Raw genomic sequence first — 25,236 nt, forward strand, 5'->3', positions numbered from 1 at the left:
GTGATCCGTGTCGCGCGCTCCTCCCCGCGCGGCGCGGATCAGCTCGTGCCTTCCGAGACTTCCTCTTCCAGCCGCGCCCGCGCCGCCGCGCGTCGCCCATGCATCCGGGGGGCATGGCGCATCACCTGCACCCACCCCGTCAATCCGGCACCCAGTCCCAGCAGACACAACACGAAGTTGATACCTTCCGTGGGCCGGTCCCCCATAACGCCTGACAAAGCGATGAACCCATACGTCCAGAAGGCTGTGAACCCTACGACGCACACGATCGCCCAAAGCTTTTTCATGCGTTTCTTCCCTCGCCGGTCGCGCCGCCGTCCTGCGACAGTCGGGCGCAACGTCCTTGTGCCTGAAGCCGCTGCCATGCGTCAAGTGCATATCTCCATTGCAGTTTTGCTGCATCGCAGCACAATCCGTCCGGTCTTTGAGGCTGCTCATTCTCACACCCGCTCGATGATCTTCTCGCCGAACAGGCCCTGCGGCCGGAACACGAGAAACAGCAGCGCAAGCACATAGGCGAACCAGTTCTCCGTCGCGCCACCCACAAGCGGACCGACAATGAATTCAAACAGTTTCTCGCCCATCCCGATGATCAGCCCGCCCACGATGGCGCCGGGGATCGACGTGAAGCCGCCCAGCATCAGCACCGGAAGCGCCTTCAGCGCAATCAGGCTCAACGAAAACTGCACCCCGGACTTCGCACCCCACATGATACCCGCGACCAGCGCCACGAACCCCGCGATGGACCAGACCAGCACCCAGATGAAGCGCAGGCTGATTCCCACCGACAGCGCGGCCTGGTGGTCGTCGGCCACCGCCCGCAGCGCGCGGCCCTCGCGAGTGTATTGCGAGAAGACGATCAGCGCCGCCACCAGCAGCGCGGCGATGATGCTGGCGGCGATGTCCAGCCGGTCGATGAAGAAGCCGTATCCGAACCAGTCGAAGGTCGCCCGGTCGATGCTGTCGGAAATGCCTTGCGGCAGACCCACATCCATCACCTTGATGTCCGATCCCCACATGAGGTCTCCCACCCCTTCAAGGAAATAGGCCAGCCCGATGGTGGCCATGAAGAGGATGATCGGTTCCTGGTTCACGAGGTGCTTCAGCACGATCCGCTCGATCAGCACGGCCAGCCCGATCATCACCAGCACGGTCAGCACGATGGCCAGCAGGGCAGGCACCTGCCAGCCGAAATGGTGGATGTCGGTGCCGAAGATCGCGTTGATGAGATGGGCGAAGGGCACCTGCCCCTGCTGAATGCCCACCAGCGTCAGCGCCGCGAACAGCGCCATCACGCCCTGCGCATAATTGAAGATGCCAGACGCCTTGAAGATCAGCACGAAACCAAGCGCGACCAGTGCGTACATCACGCCGACCATCAGGCCGTTCACCATCACCTCGAGCGCGAAGAAGACCTGGTCAGGCATGGATCGCCTCCCGCAGCGAGAGTCCTATGGGAGTCATATGGTTTTCATATGCGACTCCTACGCGGTTCCGACGCGCCATTTCAGTCATGCGCCACCCCCAGATAGGCGTCGATCACCGCCTGGTTGTTCCGCACCTCCGACGGGGTGCCGTCGCCGATCTTGCGCCCGTAGTCCATCACCACCACCCGGTCTGACAGGTCCATCACGACCCCCATGTCATGTTCGATCAGGGCGACGGTCGTTCCGAATTCGTCATTCACATCAAGGATATATCGGGACATATCTTCCTTTTCCTCGACGTTCATGCCTGCCATCGGTTCGTCCAGCAGAAGCAGCTTCGGTTCAGCGGCCAGCGCGCGCGCCAGTTCCACCCGCTTCTTCAGCCCGTAAGGAAGGCGGCCCACAGGCGTTTTGCGGATGCGCTGAATCTCAAGAAAATCAATGATTTCCTCCACCTTTTCTCGGTGCGCGTTCTCTTCCCGCTGGGCCTTGCCCCACCAGATCGCCTGGTCGAGAAGCCCCGATCTGGTGTGCGTCAGGCGGCCCGTCATGATGTTGTCCAGCACTGACATCCCGTCGAACAACGCGATGTTCTGGAACGTCCGCGCGATGCCCAGCCGCGCCACCTGGTAAGGCCGCATCGGCCCGCGCCGGTCACCCCGGAACCAGACTTCGCCTTCCTGCGGATTGTAGAACCCGCTGATAACGTTGAGCATACTGGATTTGCCCGCGCCATTGGGGCCGATGATCGCGCGGATCTCGCCCTCACGGATGTCGAAGGAAATATCCTTGATCGCCGTCACCCCGCCGAAGCGCAAGGTGATGTTGCGCAGGTCCATCAGCGTGCCGCCCAGAGTGCGACCGTCGGCCGTGACCTCTCCCGCCACGTTCCGCGCAACATTCATTGCGCCGCCATCCGGTCGGCCGGGGCGGGGATCACGTCGCGGATTTCAAGCGTGGCGCTGATGGCACCCTTGCGCCCGTCCTCATAGGTTACCTCCGTCACCGTCGATACCCTGTCCGACCCATCGTAAAGCGCTGTTATCAAATCGGAAAACTTGTCCTCGATAATCCTGCGGCGGACCTTGCGGGTGCGCGTCAATTCACCGTCGTCGGCGTCAAGTTCCTTGTGCAGGACAAGGAACCGGTGAATGCGGCACCCCGACAGCATCTCGTCGCCGGCAATGCTGTCGTTCACCGCCGCCACGTGCCCGGCGATCGTGTCGAGCACGCGGGGATGCTGGCTGAGTTCCTGGTAGCTCGAATAGGCAATGTTGTTCCGCTCCGCCCAGTTGCCGACGGCTGTCAGGTCGATGTTGATGAACGCGCAACATCGGTCGCGACCGTTGCCGAAGACCACTGCCTCCAGGATGTCGGGATAGAATTTCAGCTTGTTCTCAACGAATTTCGGCGCGAACAGGCTGCCATCCGCCATCGCCCCCACGTCCTTGGCGCGGTCGATGATGCGCAGGTGGCCCGTGCCCTCTTCTATGAAGCCGGCATCGCCGGTGGCGACCCAGCCTTCGCCGTCCTTGGTGGACGCGGTGCTTTCCGGGTTCTTGTGATAGCGCACGAATACGCCGGGCGACCGGTAGAACACCTCCCGGCTCTCGTCGATCCGCAGTTCAACCCCCGGCGTCGGCGTGCCCACGGTGTCGGATCGCACCTCGCCGTCGCGCTGCTGGGTGATGAACACTGATGCCTCGGTCTGGCCATAGAGCTGCTTCAGATTGATCCCGAGCGAGCGATAGAAATCGAATATCTCGGGCCCGATCGCCTCTCCCGCCGTGTAGCCTACGCGTACCCGACTGAACCCCAACGTGTTTTTCAGCGGGCCATAGACCAGCAGGTCGCCCAGCCGATAGGCCAGCCGGTCGCTTGCCGCCACCGGCGCCCCGTCGAGGATCGGACCCCCGACCCGCCGGGCCAGCGCCATGAACCGGTCGAACAGCCACTTTTTCAACGCACCCGCGTCCTCCATCCGGATCATGACCGAGGTAAGCTGGCTTTCGAACACGCGCGGCGGCGCGAAATAGTAGGTTGGCCCGATCTCGCGCAGGTCGGTCATCATCGTGTCTTCGCTTTCGGGGCAGTTCACGCAGAAGCCGCACCACATCGCCTGACCGATGGAAAAGATGAAGTCCCCTACCCATGCCATCGGCAGGTAGGCCAGCACTTCCTCGTCGCGACGCAGCCTGTCGAATTCGGCCGAATTCTTCGCCGTCTCGATGATGTTGCGGTTCGACAGAACGACGCCCTTTGGCTTGCCGGTCGTCCCGCTGGTGTAGAGCATCACGCAGGTATCGTCCGGGCCAAGACCGTCAGTCCGCCGCACGAGTTCGGGCATCAGGTCATCGCGCGCGGCGCGTCCGGCGTCCTGGAGCGTCGCATAGGCAGTCAGATGCGTGTGGTCGTATTTGCGCAGTCCGCGCGGATCGAGATATACGATATGGGCAAGGACGGGCAGATCGTCCTTCACATCGATCAGCTTGTCGACCTGTTCCTGGTCGCCCGCCACGACGAAGCGCGCCTCGCAATGGTCCAGGACGAAGGCGATCTCCTCGGCGACGCTGTCCTGGTAAAGCGGGACTGGCACTGCACCCACGCGTTGCGCCGCAACCATCGCCCAGTAGAGCGCGGGGCGGTTGCGCCCTAGAATCGCGATAGTGTCGCCGGGCTGCGCCCCGAGCGTCAGGAACCCCAGTGCCAGCGCCTCGATCTCGGCGGCGGCCTCGGACCACGACCAGACCTGCCAGATGCCAAGATCCTTCTCGCGGTAGGCCGGTTCGCTGCCATAGGCATCGACGTTCCGGGCCAGCAGGCGCGGAATAGACATGGCACCGCCGTCCTGGGCAGCAGGTGTCGCCAAGCAATCCTCCCTTCGTCCGCTCGTTTTATGGCGGACCGTCGCGTCGGCCTGTCCCGGCCGATCACAGTCATATAATTACCGGAAACCCCGCAAGGTCAAATATTTGTTTCACAATGCTTCGGGCGCAGGCGAGGCGTTCGTCAGATCACGCCTTGCTCGACATCGCCGGGCGAAATACCCAGCGCCTCCAGCCCGCTTTCAAGATAGTCGGCCAGCATCGGGATGCCGACCAGATAGTCCTCTGTCGGATTTGTCGCCTCCAGCCGGGCGGTGTCATAGGCTTCGTCGTATTCGTCAGCGGTGAAACTGTCGCGGCCGATCCACATCACGGCGACCAGGCTGTATTGCTCTTCCTCGTTGAGATTGGCGATGAAGTCGCGCAACTCGCGCGCGGCAAGCGACCCGGACCCACCGTGACGCACCCCATCGCGGGCACCGACCGCCGTCGCCTCTCCCACTTCGCGCGCCAGCAGGATCACCTGGGCAATCGCGTCCGCATGAATCTCGGGCATCGCCGCACTCCGTTCTGTCAGCCGTTGTCAAGGACATGATGCGCCCGGCGCTTGAAAGGCGCAAGCGATCCCGCACCGGGCGGACAGTCAGTCGCGCGCGCCGAACAGGCGGATATAGAGGCCCTCGGGCAGCAGGCGACTCAGGCGGAACACAGTGGAAAAGAGCCAAGGGAAATCCCCCGCGAAGGCATCGCCAGACAGGTGCCGGAACATGTGGCGCGCGGCCTCGTCAGGTTCCATCAGGAACGGCATCTTGAAATCGTTCTTGTCGGTCAGCCGGGTGCGGATGAAGCCGGGATTGGCCAGCTGCACTTCGATCCCGCTGTTGTGCAGGTCGCAATGCATGCTTTCGGCCAGCGACATGATCGCGGCCTTGCTGGCGCCGTAACCGATGGCGCCGGGCAAGCCGCGATAGGCCGACAGGCTGCCGGTCAGCACGATATGGCCGCCGCCCCGAGCCAGCATCTGCGGCAGCACCGCGCCGACACTGCGGATCGCACCGTTCACGTTGACCTCGATCATCTGGGCGGCCTTGTCGGCATCCCACTCAGTCGCCTTCATCGGCCAGTAGACGCCGGCGAGGAAGATCAGCCCATCGATCCGCCCCAGCGCCTGTGCCGCCTGTGCGACCGATGCCGGGTCGGTCACGTCCATCGGCAGGACCGTCGCGCGACCCGGAAGGTCATCGGCCAGCGCCTTCAGCGTGTCCTCGTTGCGGGCAGACAGCACGAGGTGTGCGCCGGCCTCGCTCAGCAGCTGTGCCAGCGCGCGCCCCAGCCCTTCCGAGGCTCCGACCAGCCAGTACGTCTTGCCGACCCAGTCACGTTTCATTCCGCCGCCACCCGGTCGGACCCGGCATCCGCGGCTTCTGCAGGGCGCATAGTGGCCACCAGTTCGGCAACCTTCAGGCCGAATTTCCGAAACTCGCTCCGATTGATGATCGTGCCGTTTTCCATCAGGTACATCCAGTCCACCGTATCGAGCACATGCCCGCCCGAGGATTCAGGCAGGCGGATGCGATACCGCAGCATCACACCGGCCCCCTTCTGCATTCCCGTGCCGGTTCCGACAAGATCTTCCGCCTCGGCGCGGATCGTGCCGTCGGGCCGCAGGGTCAACTCCCAAGCGCGGTCCTGCACCGCTCCACTGTCATAGCGGAAATGTTCGGTCATCACGCCGCGGTCGCCGTCCCAAGTGGCATGCATTTGTGCCACGAACCGGGCCGAGACACGCCCGGTCGGCCCATAGATCACACCTTCGCAAGCGAGCGCGCCGTCCAGATGGCGGCGGATGTCGAAAGCAGGTTCCTGCCCGGCATAGTCATCGGGGGTCTGGGCCCGGAAGCTCCAGACACGGCGCACAAGCGCGGACCCTGCCAGGGTCAGCACTGCGCCAAGCGCCACGTACAGCAGAACATCCATGATCTAGCTCTCCTTCAGAGGGGTCGCGGCCAGCAGGCCGACCGCGACCAGTTTCAGAACGCAGGGCACCAGTGCATAGAGCAGCGTAAGCCGCCACAACGCTTGCGCACTGTTGTCGCCCCCTGCGGTGAAGCCCCCGGCCTCCAGCAGCGGCAGCAGCGTCGCCGCCGCGAGGGCAAGGGTGAACTTGGACACCAGAGACCACAGCCCGAAGCCCTGCCCGCCGTCCGGAGAGATATCGGCCATCCGGCGGGCAAAAAGGGCGGGCAGCAGCGTCAGGTCGGCACCGATGGTCGCACCCGAGGCGACGCAGACGATAGCGAATGGCACGATGTCGCCGGTCCCAAGCGCCAGCACCGTCGCAAAGGACGCGATTGCCAGAGCCATCGCGGCCAGAAGCGCCGCCTTGGGGCCGATGCGGCTGGCCAGCCAGCCCCAGCCGGGGGCGGACGCGGCGGCGGACAGGAAGAACAGGACCAGCAGCGGGCCTTCCCAGCCCGGCGCGCCCAGCCGGCTCTCGACATAGAACAGGAACAGGGTGGAACTGACGGCCAGCGGTGCGGCGTTGACCAGCGCCAGAAGCAGCAGGCGGCGGGCCATCCGATCGCGCAGGATCAGCCCCAGCGGCGTCGGCGCCTCGGGTCGCGCGGGGCCGCCCCATTCGGGCAGCATCGCCAGCGTCGCGGCCAGCACCACCGCGGCGAAAAGCCAGCCGAACAACGCGTAGGGCTGACCGGTGACCGCACCCAGAAGGGTGGGGGCGACGGCAGCAAGGCACACACCCAGCAGCGCGCCGCTTTCGCGCCAGGCGGCCAGTTGGACATGCCCACCCGACAACGCCGCGGCCTTGCGCACACCCTGCGCGTAGAAATTGATCGTCAGGAAGCTGAAGGCGGTGAACAGGCCCGTGATGGTCAGCGCGAACCACAGCACCGGCGCGACCGGCGGCGCGACGGCAAACAGCCCGACCATCGAGATTGCCAGCAGCGCAGCGCCCCCCGTCACGGCGACGCCACGCCAGCGTCCCAGCCGTTCGGCCACCCAGCCGAGCGCGGGATCCTGCACCACGTCGAACAGCCGCAGCCCGAACAGGACCGCACCCAGCAGCGACAGGCTGACACCGTAGGTGTCGGCGAAAAACTTCGGCGCATAGATGTAGATCGGCAGGCCCGCACCGGACAGGATCGCGCCGAAAAGCGCGAAGGCCGGCAGCCGGTGCCCCGGCGCCCGCAGCGCCTGCGCGGTCACCGCGACACCTCGTCCGCCGGGGGCGCCGGGCGCACGTGCCACCGCGCCCCCTTCCACCAAAGCACCAGCGCCTGCCAGTGGATCAGCCCAAGAACCCGGCGCGACCCAAGCGGGCGGCGCAGCGCCGCCCACAGGATTGCGCGATTGGTCAGGGGTTTGCGGCGGCCGGTCAGCGTTGCGTAAAGCCGTTCTGTGCCGATGCGGAAATCGATCCAGACCCCGACCCGGTCGTGCCGGATGTCGAAGCGGAAGGTATAGTCACCGCCGACGGGCTGGAACGGCGAGACATGGAAGATCTTCTCAGCGCGCAGCCGTTCGTGTCGCGTGATCGCGCGCTGGTCCGGGTGGTGACACAGGTAGGAATGGCGGTCGCCGAACGTGTTGGACACTTCGGCGATCACCGCGCGCAGCGTGCCGTCGCGCCCGTGGGCTAGCCAGAAGCTGACCGGATTGAACACGTGCCCCAGCACGCGCGGTTGCGCCAGCAGCAGCAGCGGGCCGTCACAGCGGTCAAGCTGGTGGGCCACCAACACGTCGCGTGCCCAGGCAGCACCCCGCCCCTGCCCCGGCGCCCCGCCATGATCGCGGTCATGCAGGGCCGTCAGATTGCGCCCGTTGCGCGAGAAAAGGCCCGGCCCGTGGGCGCGGTCCGGGTCGAGCAGGCAGTAGTCCACCGAGTAGCGGAAGGCGTTCTCCACCCCTCCCGCGCGCCCGTGATAGGTGCGCCCCACGATAAGATCGACGTCGCGGGCCATCAGGCCGCCAGCACGCCTGTCCGGTCGGCCAGCGCCTCCACCACGTCCATCGCGGTGGCAAGCCCGTCCTCGTGAAAGCCGTTGCGCATCCAGGCACCGCAGAACCATGTGTTGCGCCGCCCGTTCAGCGCGGCCACCGCCCGCTGGGCGGCCATCATGTCAAGCGTATACATCGGGTGGCTGAAGCTGACGCGGTCATGCACCAGCGCCGGGTTGATGTCGCGCGTTGGATTAAGCGTGACGAAGAGCGGATCGTCCATCGGGATCGGCTGAAGCGAATTCATCCAGTAGGTCAGCCCCACAGCGTCGCGCCCGGCCGATGTTTCGGTGTAGTTCCAGGATGCCCAGCACCGGCGGCGGCGCGGCATCAGGCTGGAATCCGAATGCAGGATCGCGGTGTTCGGCTGGTATTTCACCCCGGACAGCGCCGCGCGTTCGCGGTCGTCGGCATCGCCCAACAGGCGCAGGCTGTCGTCGCCATGTGTAGCGAAGATCACCTCGTCGAAAACCTGCCATTCGCCGCAGCGCGGCTTGATCCGCACACCTGCTTCCAGCCGCTCCACCCGGTCGATCGGGCAACCGGTACGCACCTCCACCCCTTCGCCGTGCATCGCCGCCTCCAGGCGACGAACGTATTCCACCGACCCTCCGCGCACGGTGTACCACTTGTGCTGCCCGGTCACGCCCAGAAGCGCGTGGTTGCGGAAGAACCGAACTAGCGCTGCCGCCGGAAAGTCCAGGATGTCCCGCACCGGCGTCGACCAGATCGCGCCCGAGAAAGGAAGCAGGTAGTGGTCACGGAACCGCGCGCCCGTGCCCAGTCGGTCGAGCAGGTCGCGGATCGTCATCGTCTCGTCGGCGGCCAGCGCCTCGGCCCGTGCGTTGAAACGCAAGATGTCGCGCAGCATCGCAAGGAAGGACGGGTTGACAGCGTTGCGACGCTGCCCGAACAGGCTCGACAGGGTATTCAAGGCGTACTCCACTTCGCCATCGCGAATGGACGCGGCGAAGGTCATGCGGCTATCCGCGATCGGCACATCCAGTTCGGCAAACAGCGCAGTAAGGTGCGGATAGGTCGCGTAGTTGAATACGATGAACCCCGTATCGACCGGCTGGTCGCCCCGCTTGCCGGCCAGTACCGTGCGCGCATGACCGCCCAACCGCGGTTCGGCTTCAAACAGCGTGACGGCGTGGTTGCGTCCCAGCCTGTATGCCGCGCCCATTCCGGAAATTCCCGCACCGATCACCGCGATGCGCATCGGCACACCGCCGGTCGTGTCATATGGCATAAACCCGCCTCATCCGTTTCTGCTTGATCCCTTAAAGGAGGATACGGGCGACGGACGCAACCGGATGAGTCGCAACTCGGCGGCGGCAGTGCCAGTTTGCCGCCGATCGCGCCGTCCGCGGGCACGCAGATTTTTTTTCATGTCGAAAAGTGATCCGTTTGTGCCCTTGGCCCCTATACCTCATCAACACTTGGTGACCGGGGCTGGGCCTTCCGAGTGAAGCACCGTTAATGGGCGTCGATACGGGGCATGAAGGTGCGGCGAAGGCTTGGAAGCGGCATTGACGACGACGCAGCAAAGGGAAGCGGAGTGGGCTGCCTGCATGGCGCGGATACGCGACGCGCAGGACGAAACGGCGTTCATTACGCTGTTTGAATACTATGCCCCTCGCGTGAAGGGGTTCTTGATCAAGTCCGGCGCAAGCGAGGCACTGGCGGAGGAATGCACGCAGGATGTGATGACGACGATCTGGCAGAAAGCGCACCAGTTCGATCCCTCCCGCGCCAGCGTGAGCACATGGGTGTTCACCATCGCACGGAATCGCAAGATCGACCTGCTGCGCCGACAGCGCCGCCCCGAACCCGAGGATCTTCCCTGGGGCCCCGAGGCGGAACCGGACCAGGCAGACGTGGTCGTCCTGCAACAGGAAAGCGAAAGGTTGACCCGCGCGATGGCGAACCTGCCCGAAAAACAAAGGGCCTTGGTGGAAAGCGCGTATTTCGGAAACCTGTCGCACAGCGAAATTGCCGCAGAGACCGGTTTGCCGCTGGGCACAATCAAGTCGCGGATTAGGTTGGCGCTGGAACGGTTGCGTCACGAAATGAGATAGAGTGAAGACATGGGCGTGAAGCATCATATCGCGGACGAGTTCCTGATGGCCTATTCGGCCGGGATCCTGCCCGAAGCCTTCAACGTGGTGGTCGCCGCGCATGTGTCGTTGTCCGATGACAGCCGGGCACGGCTCGGCGCGTACGACACGGTCGGCGGAGCGGTTCTGGACACTCTGGAACCGGCTGAAATGTCGGGCGGTGCACTTGCGGCGACGCTGGCCCGCATCAAGGGCAGCGGCCCGGTGGACCGCAATGCGCAACCGCGCCCCGCGCCGTCGGTGCTACCCGCCCCGGTGAGGGACTATGTGGGCGGCGATCTGGATGCTGTCGCATGGCGCAAGATTGGCGGGGGTGTGAAACAGGCGATCCTGCCCACGCAGGATGGCGCACGCGTGCGGCTGCTCTACATTCCGTCGGGCATGGCGATGCCGGATCACAGCCACGGCGGCACCGAAATGACCTTGGTGCTTCAAGGCGCTTACCGCGACGATGACGGCGAATACCATCGCGGCGATATCGAGGTTGCGGACGAAGAGGTACACCATACACCTGTCGCCATTGGCGCTCAGGACTGCATCTGCCTGACGGCCAGTGATGCGCGGCTTAGATTCACCTCAATGTTGCCGCGCCTCGCGCAGCCCTTCCTGCGGATCTGATCCTGGCCTGGCCACGCGGACAATCCTAACGACCGACGGCAAGAACCTCCCCCACCGGGCCGGATGGATTTTCCTCATGCGCCTCGTCCCGCGCGGTGTCTGCGAAATCGAAACTGTCCAGACGTTGCGCGCGTCGGCCCGCCTTGTCGGCGGACACGCGGATGTCGGCCAAGTCCTTCTGGGCCTGCCCGAAATGCCGGTCTAGATTGTCCACCCGCGTCACCAGTCGATCCACATCGGCGTGCAGAAGGTGCAACTCGCGCCGGATCAGCCCTGCCTGTTCGCGCATCCGAACATCCTTCAGGACCGAACGCAGCGTGTTGAGCGTCGCCATGCAGGTGGTGGGCGACACCAGCCAAACCCGTGCGGCGAACCCCTCTCTCACGAGGTCGGAATAGCGCGCATGCAATTCGGAATAGACCGCTTCGGACGGCACAAACATCACCGCGCCGTCGGCGGTTTCTCCCTCGATGATGTACTTCTCGGCAATGGCGCGGATGTGCCGCCTAACCGCCATGCGCAGGTCGCGCGCTGCCTGCCCGCGCTCGTGGTCCGACTCGGCCGCGACCAGCGCCTCATAAGGCTCCAGCGGAAATTTGCTGTCGATCACCAGTGGCCCCGGCGGCATCGGCATGTGGATCAAGCAGTCGGCCCGCTTGCCGTTGCCCAACGTTGCCTGCATCGTGAAACTGTCGGGAGGCAGCGCCTTGGAAACGATTTCGTGCAGTTGGATTTCCCCGAACGCGCCGCGCGCCTGCTTGTTCGACAGGATGTCCTGAAGTCCGAGCACGTTGCCGGACAGCTTCTCGATATTGGCCTGCGCCCGGTCGATCGTTTCCAGCCGCTGCTGCAATTCTCCGAGGCTGCGCGCGGTGCGGGTGGCGCTGCCCTGAAGGCTGTCGCCCATGCTGCGACTCACATCGGCCAGCCGCGCTTCAAGCGTGGCCATAGTCGCCTGCTGGCTGCGAAGCTGAGCATCGGTGACTTGGCTCAGCCCACCGGCCAGTTGCTGCTGCGCCCGCCCCAGCGCGCCAAGCTGCTGCGCCAACGGCTCCAGCATGCGGGCCTGCCGTCGCTGCGCGCGGAGCGCGGCCAGCAGCAGGACCAGCATGAGCGCTAGCGCCCCCATTGCCCCGAGCAGCGCAAGATGCACCGGGTCCGCCGGGTCGAGGATCAGCCCGCCCGGCAGCGTCATGTGCGCCCGAACAGCCGTTCGATGTCCGACAGCTTCAGCGTGACATAGGTCGGCCGACCGTGGTTGCACTGGCCCGACAGCGGCGTCGCCTCCATCTCGCGCAGCAGAGCGTTCATCTCGTCGGCCTGCATCCGGCGGCCGGACCTTATCGATCCGTGGCACGACATGCGGGACAGCACGGCGTCGATCCGCGTGGGCAGCGCGGCGCTGTCACCCAGATCGGCCAGTTCATCCGCGATGTCGCGCAGCAGGCCGTGCGCATCCACCACGCCCAGCAGCGCAGGGGTCTCGCGCACTGCCACGGCACCCGGCCCGAAGGGTTCGATCGTCAGGCCAAGCGCCGCGAACGCCTCCGCATGCTCCAGTAAAAGCACCGCGTCCTCGCCCAGGTCCACGATCTCGGGGATCAGCAGGGCCTGCGCGGCGACACCGTTGGCGGCGCGCTGCGCCTTGAGCCGTTCATAGACCAGCCGCTCATGGGCCGCGTGCTGATCGACGATCACCATACCGTCGTCGGTCTGGGCGATGATGTAGTTCTCGTGCAGTTGCGCCCGTGCCGCCCCCAAGGGGCGCGCGGCCTGATCGCGGTCGCGCGCCGCGTCCGGCGCCGCCTCGGTCCGGGCGGAGGGCGCGCCGGTTTCGGCAAAGCCCGGCGCATCCGGGGCAGACGGGGCCTGAACGGCGTAGGCCGCCCCGCGCGCTGCCTGTCCCGGACGGTCCATCTGGTAGACCCTTCCGGCCGGCGGAGCGGTCCCGGGTTGCATCGCGCCCAGCGTCGCCCCCGTCAGCGTGCTGGACGCGCGATGCCCGGCCTCGGCCAGCGCGTGGCGCAGTGCCGACACGATCAGCCCTCGGACCAGCCAAGGATCGCGGAACCGCACCTCGGCCTTGGCGGGATGCACGTTCACATCCACCTGCAGCGGGTCGCAGTCAATGAACAGCGCCGCCGCCGGGTGCCGGTCGCGGCTCAGCACATCGGAATAGGCTGCACGCAGGGCGCCGATCAGAAGCTTGTCGCGCACCGGCCGCCCGTTGACGAAAAGGAACTGCGTGACCGCCGAGCCGCGCGAATAAGTCGGCAGCGCAGCCAAGCCCGACAGCGCGATGCCGTCGCGTTCCGCATCGATTTGCAGTGCGTTTTCAACGAAATCACGCCCGATCACTCGTGCCAGCCGCGCCGCGAGCGCGTCCTGCGGATCGCCGTTTTCGGGATCGAGCCGCAGCACCGTGCGGCCGTCGCCGCCGCCGGTGACGTCGCGGAGGGTGAAGCCGGTGAAGGGTTCGGCCATCGCGAGGCGGCGCACCACGTCGCCGATCGCCTGCGCCTCGGCACGGTCGGTGCGCAGGAATTTCAGCCGTGCGGGCGTGGCGCAGAACAGATCGCGCAGTTCCACAACCGTCCCGCCGCGCAGCGCCGCGGGCCGCACCGGCTGGATCTGCCCGCCGGCCACGGCAACGGCTGCACCGTCATGGCCGGCATAACGACTCGTCACGGTCAGCCGCCCTACCGCCCCGAGGGAGGCCAGCGCCTCGCCTCGAAAGCCGAAACTGTTGATATTCAACAGATCCGTACCGTCAATCTTGGAGGTCGCATGCCGTGCCAGCGCCAGGGGAAGGTCTTCGGGGCGCATGCCGTGCCCATCGTCGGTTATGCGAAGAAGGGTCTTGCCGCCATCGGCATAGGCCACCTCGATCCGACGCGCGCCTGCGTCGAGACTGTTCTCCACCAGTTCCTTGACGGCGGAGGCAGGGCGTTCGACGACCTCGCCGGCGGCGATCCGGTTGATGGCGGCATCGCTGAGCTGCGCAATTCTTGGGAGATGCGCAAGGATATGGGGGTTGGGAGCGTTCATGCCACCAGAACTAGCATGAAGCGGGGTGATTCACTAGGGTCAGATCGCCGGGGCCCCGTGTCGGACCGCAGTCGGAACAGTTTAGTAATCTTGTATGATAAGCCCGAAAGAACAAAAGGGGCGACCCCCGCAGGCCAACCCCAACGGGGATGGGGAGGACCCGCCGAATACCGGTTGGGAGTTAAAAAGTCGGCGAAGCGTTCGGGCTTGGGGACACAGCGCGGCGCCGCATTCGGAAATGCTGAACGGTGGCGACACGGGGCACGAGACGAGCCCGCGTCCCGCCTGCCGGTTTCAGGGCAGTCGGCCCGCGATCTGTACGGTCTTGGATGGCCGGGCGCTTCGAGCGGCGCGATGATCCCAAGCTGCGCCGCGCGGCCTGTCCCTGCCCCGAAGAGGCGGGCGTGCGGTCAGTTGCCGGGGGCAAGCCCTTCGGGCTGGCCGACCACGAAGAAGGTCAGCGCCTCGGGGTCCAGCAGGTCGGCTGCCACGCGCCGCACGTCGTCGCGGGTCACCGCCGCGAGCCGGTCGTTGCGCGTTTCGATGTAGTCCGGCCTCAGCCCGTCGAGTTGCATGCCGACGAGGATGTTGGCGATGGACGCGTTGCTGTCGAAGCGCAGCGGATAACCGCCGATCAGAAATTTTCGCGCCGCGTCCAGTTCAGCCTCGGTCGGACCGTCCTTGGCCATACGGGCCCATTCGGCGCGCACGACCTCGATGGTTTCGGCGGCGCGCGCGTTGGCGGTGGACGCGCCCCCGACATAGAGATCGGCGTGATCCTTGTTGGCGAGGTAGGAATAAATCCCGTAGGTCAGCCCCCGCTTCACCCGCACCTCTTCGGTCAGGCGCGAGCCGAAGCCGCCCCCGCCGAGGATCTGGTTGAGCAGGAACGCGGCGAAGAAGTCGTCATCGTCGCGCGGAATACCGGGCTGCCCGAAGCTGATCACCGATTGCGGCGTGGGGAAGTCGATCACCGTGGTCCCGCCGGTGAAGGACAGCGTGGCCGGACCGGGCAGCGGCGCACCGGTGCCAGGCAGATCGCCCAGCAGATCGTCGAGCAGCGCCGACAGTTCCTGTGGGGAGATGTCGCCAGCCGCGGCGATGGTCACGCGGTCGCGGGCGATGGCTCCGCCGAAGGCGTCCAGCAGATCGTCGCGGGTCAGCGCCGAGACGGTCTCGACCGTGCCGTCGCCGGGACGGGCATAGGGATGATCGCCGTATACCGCCTCGGCGAAGGCGCGACCGACCAGCGCGTTCGGATCCTCGGCGTCCGACCGCAGTCCCGATATCACCTGCGCGCGCACCCGTTCGATCGCGTCGGGGTCGAATCGCGGTTCGGTCAGCGCGCCGCGCAGCAGGTCCATTGCCGCATCCGTGGTGTCGGTCAGGAACCGGGCCGAGACGCTGATCGCGTCGTCACTGGCCGAGAAGCGGAAGCTGGCGGCAAGGTCGTCCCTCGCCGCGGCAAAGGCGCTGGCATCAAGATCGCCGGAGCCTTCCTCGATCAGCGCGGTCATCAGGTTCACAGCGCCGAGCTTTTCAGGAGCATCTAGCGAGGTGCCGCCCCGGAATACGATTTCGAGCGCGACGAAGGGGATCGTCGGTTCTTGCACCAGCCAGGCCGACAGCCCGCCGGGGGTTTCCACCTGTTCGATGTCCACCGCGGCGCGGACCGGCACCGCGGCGGCGAGGCCGATCAGCGCGGAGAGCGCAAGGGCGGGTGCGAAACGGATCATTGGGTCACCTCCGGGGTGGTGCCTTCGGGCGCGCGCAACCAGCCGGTGACCGAGGTTTCGGGCACAAGCACAGCGCGGGCTGCGGCAAGGATGTCATCTTCCGTAACGGCCTGAAGCACGTCCGGCCAGGCCTGCACGTCGGCCACGGTCAGACCGCTGGTCAGCGCGGCGCCATACTTGCGCGCACGGGACTGGGTACTGTCCATCTCGTAGACCGACTGCGCCGCGTATTGCCGTTTCAGCCGCGTAAGTTTCTCGGCATCGACGCCGCCGGCGACGAAGTCGGCCAGCGCCGTGTCCAGCGCGGCCTCCGCCTCGGACAGGCTGACGCCTTCGGCCGGAACCACGGTCAGGTTGAATGTCGTCGCGTCGAGCGAGGTAGCGCCATACCACGCCCCGGCATAGAGCGCGGTTTGCGTGTCGAACTGCAACCGGCGCTGCAGGAAGGAATTCGGTCCATCGCTCAGCAGGTCGGCAAGCAGGGTCAGCGCCGCCGCGCGGTCCTGATCGCCCGGGTTGCGTTCGGGCGCAAGGTAGCTGCGCGTGACATAAGGCTGCGCGACGCGCGGGTCTTCGAACACCACGCGCCGCGCGGCGGTCTGTGGCGGTTCGGTGACGCGGGCGCGCGGAGTGAGATCCGGGTTGGCCGGAACCGGGCCGTAGTATTCCTGCGCCAGAGCGCGCACCTCGTCCGGGGTCACGTCGCCCGCCACGATCAGGATGGCGTTATTTGGGGCATAGAACTCGCGGTAGAAATCAAGCGCGTCATCGGTGGACAACTGCTCCATCTCGTGTCGCCAGCCGATGATCGGCAGGCCGTAGGGGTGGTGCAGGTACTGCGCCGCGCGGGTCTGTTCACGGAACAGCGCGCCGGGATCGCTGTCGATCCGCTGGGCGCGTTCTTCTAGGATGACGGAACGTTCGGGCAGCGCGACCTCGTCCTTCAGGATCAGGTCGGTCATCCGGTCGGCTTCCATCTCCATCATGCGGGGCAACAGGTCCGCCGCGACGCGCTGGAAATAGCCGGTGTAGTCCCAAGAGGTGAACGCATTGTCGCTGCCGCCATTGGCGCGCACGGTTTCCGAGAATTCGCCCGCCGCCATGTCGTCGGTGCCCTTGAACATCAGGTGTTCGAGGTAGTGGGCGATGCCGGACAGCCCGGCGGGTTCGTCGGCGGCACCGACGCGGTACCAGACCATGTGCACCACGGCGGGCGAGCGGTGATCCTCGATCACCAGTACGTCCATCCCGTTGTCGAGGGTGAACTGGGTCACGCCGTCCTCGGCGGCGGCCGGACCGGCCAGCAGGGTGAGCGCGGCCAGCGGGGCGGCCAGCAGGCGGGTGGCGAATGTCATGGGCGTTCCTCCGTCTTGTCTGACAGATACGCCACCGGCGCCCCCGTGCAAGCCGGGCAACGCGTTTGTGAGCGTGCTATTCGGGTTTCAGCGCGGCGGGCGGCGCGCTTGAGGTGGGCACGCCCGCCCGGCGCAACCGCTCGGCCTCGGCCTGCTGATCGAGGCTCTGGCGGTCGTAGATGTCGAAATAGCGGTTCACGTTGAACAGCCGTTCCATCACCCGGCCCGGATTGGCCAGTCGGAAGGCGAGATCCTGTTCGGCGAGCGTGGCGCGGATCTGAGGGTCGCGGCCGTAGCGCGAGACGTGGTTGACCAGCGCGCCATCGCCGCCGGGGATCGCGCCGTCCGCGCGGCGGGCGGCCGGGTTGCCCCCAAGCGCCGCGACCGCATCGTCAAGCGGTGTAGCGTCGGCGCGGTTGGCGGTGCCGGGCGCGGGCCGCGGCAGCGCGGCGCCTTCGGGCGGGGTTTCAAGCGGCTTGGCGGGCACCACCAGGAATTCGTTCGGCTCGCGGGTGGAGGCGAAGTTCATCAGGCTGGGCGTTCCGCCGCCGCAGGCGGCCAGCAGCGCGGGGACCAGCAGAAAAAGGCGAGGCAGGCGCATGGTCACTCGGATCGGTCCTTCGGTCATGTGCGGGGTTCTAGCGCAGCGGCGCAGCGCCGTCACCGTGTCTTTTCCGGGTCCGACCACAGCACCAACGCTATGGCACCGGCGAACACGCCGATATCGGCGATGTTGAAGGCGAACGGGTTGGTGATGCCGCAGCAGGACATGTTCAGGAAATCGGCCACCGCGCCATAGACCAGCCGGTCCGCGACGTTGCCAAGCGCGCCGCCCACCAGCACGCCCGCCGCAATCATCATCCGCGGGCGCCCGTCGCGGCGGGCGAACCATGTCACCCAGGCGCAGATCGCAAGAGCCAGGGCGATAAGCAGCCAGCGCGCGGCGGCGGGATGTCCGGACAGCAGGCCGAAGTTGATCCCGTCGTTCCAGCCCATGCGAAAGTTCAGCAGCGGCGGGAGCACGTCGATCGCCAGCCGGTGCTTGAGGCCCAGCCAATGCACCACGGCCCATTTGCTGCCCTGGTCCAGAGCGAACATGACAAGCGCGGCAAGGGCGAAGGCGCGCACCGGATCAGTGCCGGAAGTGGCGCATGCCGGTGAACACCATCGCCAGCCCCGCCGCATCGGCCGCCGCGATCACCTCGTCGTCGCGCATCGAGCCGCCGGGCTGGATCACCGCTGTGGCGCCCGCCTCGGCCGCGGTCACGAGCCCGTCGGCGAAGGGAAAGAACGCGTCCGATGCCACGACAGAGCCTTCGGTCAGCGGCGCAGGCAGGCCCATCGCCTCGGCCATGTCGCGGGCCTTGCGCGCGGCGATGCGGGTGCTGTCCACCCGGCTCATCTGGCCCGCGCCGACGCCAACCGTCGCACCGTCCTTCACGTAGACGATCGCGTTGGACTTGACATGCTTGGCGACACGCCAGGCGAACAGCAGGTCGGCCAGTTCGGCATCCGTCGGCGCGCGCTTCGTGACCACTTTCAGATCCTCGGCCGCGATACGCCCGGTGTCCTTGTCCTGCACGAGATAGCCGCCCGAGACCTGCCGCCATGTTGTGCCCGGAGCGGCCGGGTCCGGCAGCCCCGCCGTCGTCAGCAGGCGCAGGTTCTTCTTGCCCGCAAAGACGCGCATGGCATCGTCATCGGCACCCGGCGCGATCACCACCTCCGAGAAAATGCCGGTGATCGCCTCGGCGGTCGGGCCGTCCACAACGCCGTTCAGGGCGATGATCCCACCGAAGGCCGAAGTCCGGTCGCAGTCGAAGGCGCGCCCGTAGGCCTCGGCCAGCGTCGCGCCGCGCGCCACGCCGCAAGGATTCGCGTGCTTGACGATCACACAGGCCGGCCCGTCCTGCGGCGCGAATTCCGCCACAAGTTCGAAGGCTGCGTCGGTGTCGTTGATGTTGTTGTAGGACAGCGCCTTGCCCTGGTGCTGCACCGCTGTCGCCACGCCGGGGCGGCCGCTGCCGTCGGTGTAGAACGCCGCCTGCTGGTGCGGGTTCTCGCCGTAGCGCATGGTCTGCGCCAGTCGCCCGGCCACCGCGGCGCGGCGCGGCGCCGTCTCGCCAAGCGCGCCGGCCATCCAGGTGGACACCGCCGTGTCATAGGCCGCCGTTCGCGCATAGGCGATCTGCGCAAGTCGCTTGCGGGTCGCAAGGTCGGTGCCGCCGCCGGGCAGCGCCGCCAGAATCGTCGCATAATCCTCGGGGTCGGTGACGACCGCCACATGGGCGTGGTTCTTCGCCGCCGCGCGGATCATCGCCGGGCCGCCGATGTCGATATTCTCGATGCAGGTGTCGTAGTCCGCACCGGCGGCGACCGTCGCCTCGAACGGATACAGGTTCACCACCAGCAGGTCGATCGCGCCGATCCCGTGCGCCTTCATCGCCGCCACGTGCTCCGGGTTGTCGCGCAGCGCCAGCAGCCCGCCATGCACGGCGGGATGAAGCGTCTTGACGCGGCCGTCCATCATCTCGGGAAAGCCGGTCACCTCGGCCACGTCCGTCACCTCCAGGCCAGCGTCGCGCAGTGCCTTCGCCGTGCCTCCGGTGGACAGCAGCCGCACCCCGGCCCCGGCCAGCGCAGCCGCGAACTCGGTCAGGCCGGTCTTGTCGGAAACGGAGAGCAGGGCCGTCTTAAGCGGGGCGGTGTCGGTCATTCGGGGGGTCCTTCGGTCGGGCCGCGGGGTGGCGGTTCTGTGGCGTCGGTGTCTTCAATCTCGCCCCGTGTCCGGCGGGGCGAAGGCGGGCGTTGCGCGATCCCGTGTCAGCCGCCAGCGCACCGAGGTGACCGGCTGCGCGGCCCGTCCGACCAGCACGATCTGACGGCACGGCGCGGGTTCGGGGCGGGTTTTCTCCAGATAGACGCCGGGGTCAAGCCGGATCGTGCAGCGCCCGTCATGGCTGAAGTGCCACACGTCGCGGGTGGGCAGGGTCAGCCGCACCGCGCCGTTGGACGGATCGAGCGTCGCTTCGACCTGCGGATGGAGGTGGAAGCGCAGCACAAAGGGCAGCCCCTGCCCGCCGCCGACCGCGGCAAAGCGGCGCTGTTCGGTGGCGGTGGCCGCGCTCAGCATGTCCTCGCCCTCCAGAACGTCCCCGGGCAGCGACAGGTCGAGCCGCCGGGCATGGACCAGACCATAGGCGGGCCCATAGCCGTCATGGGCGCCGACCACATGCAGGTCGGGCGCGTCCGGGTGCAGGTCGGCGCGCACGTTGCCGGGCGCGGCGGTCAGCACCAACGCCGCGCCGCGCCCGCGTTCCAGCCGGGACGACGACTGCCCGTCCAGCACCAGCGTGCTGTGCGACGCGGTCTGGCGCGCCGCGTCCTGCCAGTCGGGCCCGAAAGCGGCGCCGGTCCCGCAACTGACGATGAGCGGGGCGGCGCCGACCGTCATCTCGAATCCCAGCGTGCCGGCATGGGCGCTGGTCGCCGCTTCCGGGGCGACGGGGGGCGCAGCCATGTCTGCGATCACCGTGACGCGGCCGCGCGCCAGCCGTACGAAGCCCATCGGCTGGTCGGGCGGCGCGCGGTGACGGGCACCAGCGCCGCTGCCCGCGCCGATACCGGCCGCCCGCAGGATCGCGAGCGCGGCGTCGATCCGGGCCCGGTCGCCCGCACCGCCGCCGTGGAACCGCGCCAGCCCGCCATCTGCATGGCGCAGCGCACGCAGTACCGGCGCCGCGCGGGCCAGCGCGCGGGCGTGTTCGGGATGCGGGCCAAGCCCGGCCTCGGCCAGAGCGTGGGCGGCCTCGGCCAGGTGGCAGACCGCTTCGGCCAGCGTTTCGGGTGCGCGGTCGACCACGCCGCCGGCCTCGTCGATGACCACGCGCGCCCCGCGATCAAGGGCGTCCTGCGCTCGCGCCAGCAGCGGGTCCGACCCGTCGAGGCGCGCCGCCGCGCCGACCAGCCGCGCCGCCACTGCCAGCCCTTCGGGCCCATGCGGCAACGCGGCGAAGCGGGCCAGCGCGACCCGGCGGTGGCGGGCCAGCGCCCGTTCCAGCCGCGCGGCGGGCAGCCCCTCGCTGCCCGAGGTCAGCCAACCCGCATGGGCCACAAGCCGGTCGAGCCGGGCCGCGACCAGTGGCAGCGACCAGCCCGGCCCCTTGCCGTGCCCCTGTGCAGTGAACCATTCGGCCACCCAGGCACGGGCGGCGTCGCGCGCGGGCGCAGTGCCCAGCGCGGCCAGATCGTCGAGCCACCCGAAGCCCTGGCGCGCGGCCTCGAACGCGCGGGTGGGAGCGGTCAGCGCCCAGATCGACCGGCCTTCCGCGGCCACGCTGCGCGAATGTCCAAGCGACACCTGTCCCGCCACCAGCGCCGCGCCGCGCGCCGCGTCGCCGGTGACCGGAGGCGGCGGCGGCACGGCCAGTCGCGCGCGCCGGGCCGAGGCCCCCGCGCTGCGCGCGCTCCAGCGGTCGCGCCATGTCACCGGGTGAAGCCCGGCCCCGAAACTGCCCGTCACGCGCTGCCCCTGCCCGCCCTGCTGCCTGCGCACAGTCTAGGCAGGCGCGGGCGGGCTGTCACCGGGTCAGGCCGCATCGCCCGCCCCGTTGCGGAAAGCGGCCACGAAGAACCCGTCCATGCCGCCGCGATCGGCCCAGTGGTCGGGGCGCAGGCGCAGTCCGTCCGGCCCGCGCCAGTCCGGCGCGACCCCGGGCAAGTCCAGCGCGGCCGGATCAGCCACCAGCGCCGGATGGCGGGCCAGCGCGGCACGGGCCTGCGCCTCGCCCTCGTCGGGCAGCAGCGAGCATGTGCAGAACACCAGCCGCCCGCCGGGGCGCAGCAACGTCAGCGCGTGGTCGATCATCTCCGCCTGCAGCGCAACCAGCGGCTTGATGTCGGCGGCAGCGCGCACGAAGGGCAGCTCGGGGTGGCGGCGGATCGTTCCGGTGGCGCTGCAGGGCGCGTCCAGCAGCACGGCGTCGAAGCCGCCGGGGATGCCTGCGTAGTGCAGCGCATCGCCAGTGACGACTTCGGCCTCCAGTTCGGCCCGAGCGAGGTTCTCATGCAGGCGCGCCAGCCGCGGCCCCGAGATGTCGAGCGCGGTGACACGCGCCCCGGCGGCGGCCAGTTGCAGCGTCTTGCCACCCGGCGCGGCGCACATGTCGAGCACGCGTTCGCCCGGCCGCGGGGCCAATACGCGGGCGGGCAGCGCAGCGGCGGCGTCCTGCACCCAGAACGTCCCCTCGCCGTAGCCTGGCAGGGCCGACACTTGCGCGCCACCGGGCAGCCGCACGCTACCTGTGGGCAGAACCGTGCCATCCGCCTCGGCGGCCAGTGCCGCGGCCTCGTCCACCGACATCGCGCGCGGCGTCAGGTCCAGCGGCGGGGCAGCGGCCTGCACCGCCTCTATCGCGGCTGTGACCTTGCCGCCCCAGGCCGATTGCAGCCGCCCGCGCAACCAGCCCGGCAGGCGCTGCGGCGGCAGATCCGGCCAGCGTTCGGGCGCGGTGGTGGCCACCTGCCGCAGCACCGCGTTGACCAGCCCGGACAGATGCCCCGTCTTGCGGTCCTGCCGCGCCAGCGCGACCGCGCCGTCCACCACTCCGTGCGCCGCGCCGCCCTGCGCCAGTTCCACCGTGGCGAGGCGCAGGATCGCGCGCACCCGCGGCGGAGGCGCCTTGCGCAGAAACGGCCCGAGCAGCGTATCTGCAGCGGCGGTGCCGCGCAGGGTGGCCAGCGCGAGGCGCTGCGCGCGGGCGCGTTCCGACGGCTCCAGCCGCTCCAGCGGACCGTCCGGCGCGTCGACGAGACCGGCCAGCATCTCGCCGTCCTGCCAGACCGCCATGAGCAGCCGCAGCGCCGCGGCGCGCGCACCGAGCCCTTCGCGCGGCGTGCTGCCCCCCTGCGCGCTGCCGCCGCTGCCCGTTCCGCTTTTGCCTGCCTGTGGCACCCGTCACCTCCGATGGTCCGTCACCGAACCCGCCCGCCGCTTGCCACGCGGCCCGCGCGGGGTATATCACAGCCACGCGCGCCACAAGTCAGGAGCCTGCCGCCATGCCCGACACGCCGAACACCGACGATGCCGGCCCCGACGCCGACAGCTTGCCCGCCGACACCAGCGCACATGGCATGGATCTGCCGCCCGCCGCCCGCCGCGCCCTGCAGGAAGCCGAGGAGCGGCGCCGCAAGGCCGCTGCCGTGGAGCTTCCAACCGAACTGGGCGGGCGCGACGGGCCCGAACCCGTGCGCTACGGCGACTGGGAGAAGAAGGGCATCGCGATCGACTTCTGATCACGCCGCAGCCCGGCTTCGGTTCCGGCCCGGACGCCGCAGTGGCACGTCATTCCAGCGTCAAGCTGGCGGAGCGCCCTTTGCCCTTGTCTGACGTGAACCGCACCGAACGTCCGTCGCGTTCCACTTTCTGGCAGTTGTACCCCAGATCATCCCCGCCCCAGGCGAGATCGCGGCAGAAGTATCCTCCGTCCCACGACCAGCTTCCCGTAACCGGAGAGCCAAAGGCGCGCCCGGTGATCCCGCCATCGGGGGTCACCCGTACTGAGATGCCGAGCCGTGTCAGCGCGCCCTGCGTGACAACGCCAAGAAACTCGGCCCGGTCAGTGATCGGTTCGTAGTCGGCCTGCGCGGCCCCGCCCGCAAGTACGGCGGCGCAGGCGGTCGCGGCGAAAAACGGGGGCAGGCGCATGGTATCCTCCTTGATGGGATCCTACCATATACGCCGCGCAACCGTTACCGGATCATGACAGGCCCAACACGTCCAGCATGGAATAGTGCCCGGGCGCGCGCCCCTGCCCCCAAAGCGCGGCTTTCAGCGCGCCGCGCGCAAACACCGACCGGTCGGAAGCGACATGGCGCAGCACGATCCGTTCGCCATCGGCGGCAAACATCACGTCGTGTTCGCCCACGATGTCGCCGCCGCGGATCGCCGAGAAGCCGATCGCGCCGCGCGTCCGTGCCCCGGTGATCCCGTCCCGGCCCCGGTCGGCCACGTCCGCCAGTGCCGCGCCGCGCCCGGCTGCTGCCGCCTCGCCCAGCATCAGAGCGGTGCCCGACGGCGCATCGACCTTGTGGCGATGGTGCGCCTCGATCACCTCGATGTCGTAGTCGGCATCGAGCGCAGCGGCGACCTGCCGGGTCAGCTGCACCAGCAGGTTCACCCCGAGGCTCATGTTGCCCGCGCGGACGATCACGGCGCGATCCGCATGTGACCCGATCGCGGCGATGTCGGCATCGGTCATGCCGGTGGTGCCGATCACGTGCACGATCCCCCGTTCGGCGGCCATCGCAGCGAAGCCGACCGTCGCCGCCGGTGCGGTGAAGTCGATCAGCGCCGCTGCGCCGTCCAGCGCACCCTGCGGATCGTCTGTCACTGTCACGCCGCTTGCCGCGCCGCCCAGCGCGGTCCCGAGATCGCGGCCGACCCAGTCATGGCCCGGCCGTTCCAGCGCGCCGGAAAGTCGCGCTTGGGGGTGATCGGCCAACAACCCCACCAGCGTTCTGCCCATGCGCCCGGAGACGCCCGTGACCACGATTCCGACCTTGTCCGCCATGCGTCTGCCCCTTGCCTTGCCTTGCGCCCCGGTTCCTAAGCCAGCGCGCCGCGCTTGGCAAAGCCTGTTGCGGCGCGCGCCATGTTCCCCTAGATGCGGCGCATGGCGAAACATCATCATTCCGAGGGCGCGGGCCCGTCGCAGCGGCAGCTGAGGGTGGGCGAGTTGATCCGCCGCACGCTGTCGGACGTGCTGCTGCGCGGCGACATCCACGACCCGGACCTGAACCGCATGTCGATCACCGTCGGCGAGGTCCGCACCTCGCCCGACCTGAAGATCGCGACCGCGTTCGTGCTGCCACTGGGTGGGCAGGGCGCCGACGAGGCGCTGGCCGCGCTGCGCCGCAACAAGGCGGAACTGCGCCGCGCCGTGGCCAAGGACATGACGCTGAAATTCGCCCCTGAGCTGAGGTTCGCCATCGACGACACGTTCGACCGGCTGGACGACACGCGCCGCCTGTTCGACCGGCCGGACGTGAAGCGCGACCTTGATGCGCCCGACGACGACGAAGGCTGAGCC

General features: G+C 68.0%; 25 protein-coding genes. 4 read left to right on the plus strand and 21 right to left on the minus strand.

Annotated elements, in window-relative coordinates; all coding sequences use genetic code 11:
* Positions 1 to 38: 38 nt before the first annotated feature.
* The 10 genes from DKT77_RS14530 to DKT77_RS14575 all read right to left on the minus strand — a co-directional run bounded on the left by DKT77_RS14530 (position 39) and on the right by DKT77_RS14575 (position 9,521).
* Positions 39 to 287 carry a hypothetical protein gene (locus tag DKT77_RS14530; protein ID WP_109812395.1) on the minus strand — a complete coding sequence of 83 codons (249 nt, stop codon included), beginning with the start codon at positions 285 to 287 and terminating at the stop codon, positions 39 to 41.
* 153 nt (positions 288 to 440) lie between these two features.
* Positions 441 to 1,427, minus strand: a complete 987-nt coding sequence (locus DKT77_RS14535) for a branched-chain amino acid ABC transporter permease (RefSeq protein WP_109812396.1) — start codon at positions 1,425 to 1,427, stop codon at positions 441 to 443.
* 80 nt (positions 1,428 to 1,507) lie between these two features.
* Positions 1,508 to 2,332 carry an ABC transporter ATP-binding protein gene (locus DKT77_RS14540; protein WP_109812397.1) on the minus strand — a complete coding sequence of 275 codons (825 nt, stop codon included), beginning with the start codon at positions 2,330 to 2,332 and terminating at the stop codon, positions 1,508 to 1,510.
* Entirely contained in the window at positions 2,329 to 4,263 is a 1,935-nt protein-coding gene (locus tag DKT77_RS14545; RefSeq protein ID WP_109812398.1) for an AMP-binding protein, read from the minus strand. The genes DKT77_RS14540 and DKT77_RS14545 overlap by 4 nt, the downstream gene beginning before the upstream one ends.
* A 173-nt stretch (positions 4,264 to 4,436) precedes the next feature.
* Positions 4,437 to 4,808 (minus strand): DUF3775 domain-containing protein, encoded by a 372-nt coding sequence (locus DKT77_RS14550; protein ID WP_109812399.1) that lies wholly within the window; start codon positions 4,806 to 4,808, stop codon positions 4,437 to 4,439.
* Between the two features lie 87 nt (positions 4,809 to 4,895).
* On the minus strand, positions 4,896 to 5,639 hold the full coding sequence (locus DKT77_RS14555; protein ID WP_109812400.1) for an SDR family NAD(P)-dependent oxidoreductase: 744 nt from the start codon (positions 5,637 to 5,639) through the stop codon (positions 4,896 to 4,898).
* The gene (locus DKT77_RS14560) at positions 5,636 to 6,229 is read right to left on the minus strand and encodes a DUF3833 family protein (protein ID WP_109812401.1); all 594 of its coding nucleotides are present in this window, start codon (positions 6,227 to 6,229) and stop codon (positions 5,636 to 5,638) included. Before DKT77_RS14560 ends, DKT77_RS14555 begins: the two co-directional genes overlap by 4 nt.
* A gap of 3 nt (positions 6,230 to 6,232) precedes the next feature.
* A complete protein-coding gene (locus tag DKT77_RS14565) occupies positions 6,233 to 7,462 on the minus strand; it encodes an MFS transporter (protein ID WP_109812506.1) in 1,230 nt (409 codons plus the stop codon).
* 11 nt (positions 7,463 to 7,473) lie between these two features.
* Positions 7,474 to 8,232, minus strand: coding sequence for a DUF1365 domain-containing protein (locus DKT77_RS14570; protein WP_109812402.1), 759 nt, complete (start codon positions 8,230 to 8,232; stop codon positions 7,474 to 7,476).
* Positions 8,232 to 9,521: an NAD(P)/FAD-dependent oxidoreductase gene (locus DKT77_RS14575; RefSeq protein WP_109812403.1), complete on the minus strand. Its 1,290-nt coding sequence runs from the start codon at positions 9,519 to 9,521 to the stop codon at positions 8,232 to 8,234. Before DKT77_RS14575 ends, DKT77_RS14570 begins: the two co-directional genes overlap by 1 nt.
* Positions 9,522 to 9,843: 322 nt before the next feature.
* Here DKT77_RS14575 and DKT77_RS14580 point away from each other — a divergent pair, with 322 nt between their 5' ends.
* The gene (locus DKT77_RS14580) at positions 9,844 to 10,350 is read left to right on the plus strand and encodes a sigma-70 family RNA polymerase sigma factor (RefSeq protein ID WP_109812404.1); all 507 of its coding nucleotides are present in this window, start codon (positions 9,844 to 9,846) and stop codon (positions 10,348 to 10,350) included.
* 9 nt (positions 10,351 to 10,359) lie between these two features.
* Entirely contained in the window at positions 10,360 to 11,007 is a 648-nt protein-coding gene (locus DKT77_RS14585) for a ChrR family anti-sigma-E factor (protein WP_109812405.1), read from the plus strand.
* Positions 11,008 to 11,032: 25 nt separating this feature from the next.
* On the opposite strand, the gene DKT77_RS14590 is transcribed toward DKT77_RS14585, so the two are convergent.
* The 9 genes from DKT77_RS14590 to DKT77_RS14630 form a co-directional block, all read right to left on the minus strand.
* On the minus strand, positions 11,033 to 12,202 hold the full coding sequence (locus DKT77_RS14590; RefSeq protein ID WP_109812406.1) for a DNA recombination protein RmuC: 1,170 nt from the start codon (positions 12,200 to 12,202) through the stop codon (positions 11,033 to 11,035).
* Complete coding sequence (mutL, locus tag DKT77_RS14595; RefSeq protein WP_109812407.1) at positions 12,199 to 14,055, minus strand: DNA mismatch repair endonuclease MutL; 1,857 nt, start codon at positions 14,053 to 14,055, stop codon at positions 12,199 to 12,201. The genes DKT77_RS14590 and mutL overlap by 4 nt, the downstream gene beginning before the upstream one ends.
* Positions 14,056 to 14,465: 410 nt before the next feature.
* The gene (locus DKT77_RS14600) at positions 14,466 to 15,791 is read right to left on the minus strand and encodes a M16 family metallopeptidase (protein WP_109812408.1); all 1,326 of its coding nucleotides are present in this window, start codon (positions 15,789 to 15,791) and stop codon (positions 14,466 to 14,468) included.
* Positions 15,788 to 17,146: a M16 family metallopeptidase gene (locus DKT77_RS14605; RefSeq protein WP_109812409.1), complete on the minus strand. Its 1,359-nt coding sequence runs from the start codon at positions 17,144 to 17,146 to the stop codon at positions 15,788 to 15,790. Before DKT77_RS14605 ends, DKT77_RS14600 begins: the two co-directional genes overlap by 4 nt.
* 76 nt (positions 17,147 to 17,222) lie before the next feature.
* Entirely contained in the window at positions 17,223 to 17,774 is a 552-nt protein-coding gene (locus tag DKT77_RS14610; RefSeq protein WP_420798322.1) for a DUF3035 domain-containing protein, read from the minus strand.
* A 32-nt stretch (positions 17,775 to 17,806) separates the two neighbouring features.
* On the minus strand, positions 17,807 to 18,274 hold the full coding sequence (gene lspA / locus DKT77_RS14615) for a signal peptidase II (protein ID WP_238547919.1): 468 nt from the start codon (positions 18,272 to 18,274) through the stop codon (positions 17,807 to 17,809).
* A 4-nt stretch (positions 18,275 to 18,278) separates the two neighbouring features.
* Positions 18,279 to 19,862 carry a bifunctional phosphoribosylaminoimidazolecarboxamide formyltransferase/IMP cyclohydrolase gene (gene purH, locus DKT77_RS14620; protein ID WP_109812412.1) on the minus strand — a complete coding sequence of 528 codons (1,584 nt, stop codon included), beginning with the start codon at positions 19,860 to 19,862 and terminating at the stop codon, positions 18,279 to 18,281.
* A 54-nt stretch (positions 19,863 to 19,916) separates the two neighbouring features.
* On the minus strand, positions 19,917 to 21,668 hold the full coding sequence (locus tag DKT77_RS14625) for a heparinase II/III family protein (protein ID WP_109812413.1): 1,752 nt from the start codon (positions 21,666 to 21,668) through the stop codon (positions 19,917 to 19,919).
* A gap of 66 nt (positions 21,669 to 21,734) precedes the next feature.
* Positions 21,735 to 23,099 (minus strand): RsmB/NOP family class I SAM-dependent RNA methyltransferase, encoded by a 1,365-nt coding sequence (locus DKT77_RS14630; RefSeq protein ID WP_274520095.1) that lies wholly within the window; start codon positions 23,097 to 23,099, stop codon positions 21,735 to 21,737.
* Between the two features lie 179 nt (positions 23,100 to 23,278).
* Between DKT77_RS14630 and DKT77_RS14635 the strand changes: the two genes are divergently transcribed.
* A complete protein-coding gene (locus tag DKT77_RS14635) occupies positions 23,279 to 23,440 on the plus strand; it encodes a DUF1674 domain-containing protein (RefSeq protein ID WP_238547930.1) in 162 nt (53 codons plus the stop codon).
* A 49-nt stretch (positions 23,441 to 23,489) separates the two neighbouring features.
* Here the strand turns inward: DKT77_RS14635 and DKT77_RS14640 are convergent, their stop codons facing one another.
* Both DKT77_RS14640 and dapB read right to left on the minus strand, forming a co-directional pair.
* Positions 23,490 to 23,852 (minus strand): dihydrodipicolinate reductase, encoded by a 363-nt coding sequence (locus tag DKT77_RS14640; protein ID WP_109812415.1) that lies wholly within the window; start codon positions 23,850 to 23,852, stop codon positions 23,490 to 23,492.
* Between the two features lie 52 nt (positions 23,853 to 23,904).
* Positions 23,905 to 24,717, minus strand: coding sequence for a 4-hydroxy-tetrahydrodipicolinate reductase (dapB, locus tag DKT77_RS14645; protein WP_109812416.1), 813 nt, complete (start codon positions 24,715 to 24,717; stop codon positions 23,905 to 23,907).
* 102 nt (positions 24,718 to 24,819) lie between these two features.
* Between dapB and rbfA the strand changes: the two genes are divergently transcribed.
* Complete coding sequence (gene rbfA / locus DKT77_RS14650) at positions 24,820 to 25,233, plus strand: 30S ribosome-binding factor RbfA (protein WP_109812417.1); 414 nt, start codon at positions 24,820 to 24,822, stop codon at positions 25,231 to 25,233.
* Positions 25,234 to 25,236 lie beyond the last annotated feature (3 nt).

It is taken from the genome of Meridianimarinicoccus roseus (genome assembly GCF_003172915.1).
In the GTDB taxonomy this organism is placed as follows: Bacteria; Pseudomonadota; Alphaproteobacteria; order Rhodobacterales; family Rhodobacteraceae; genus Meridianimarinicoccus; species Meridianimarinicoccus roseus.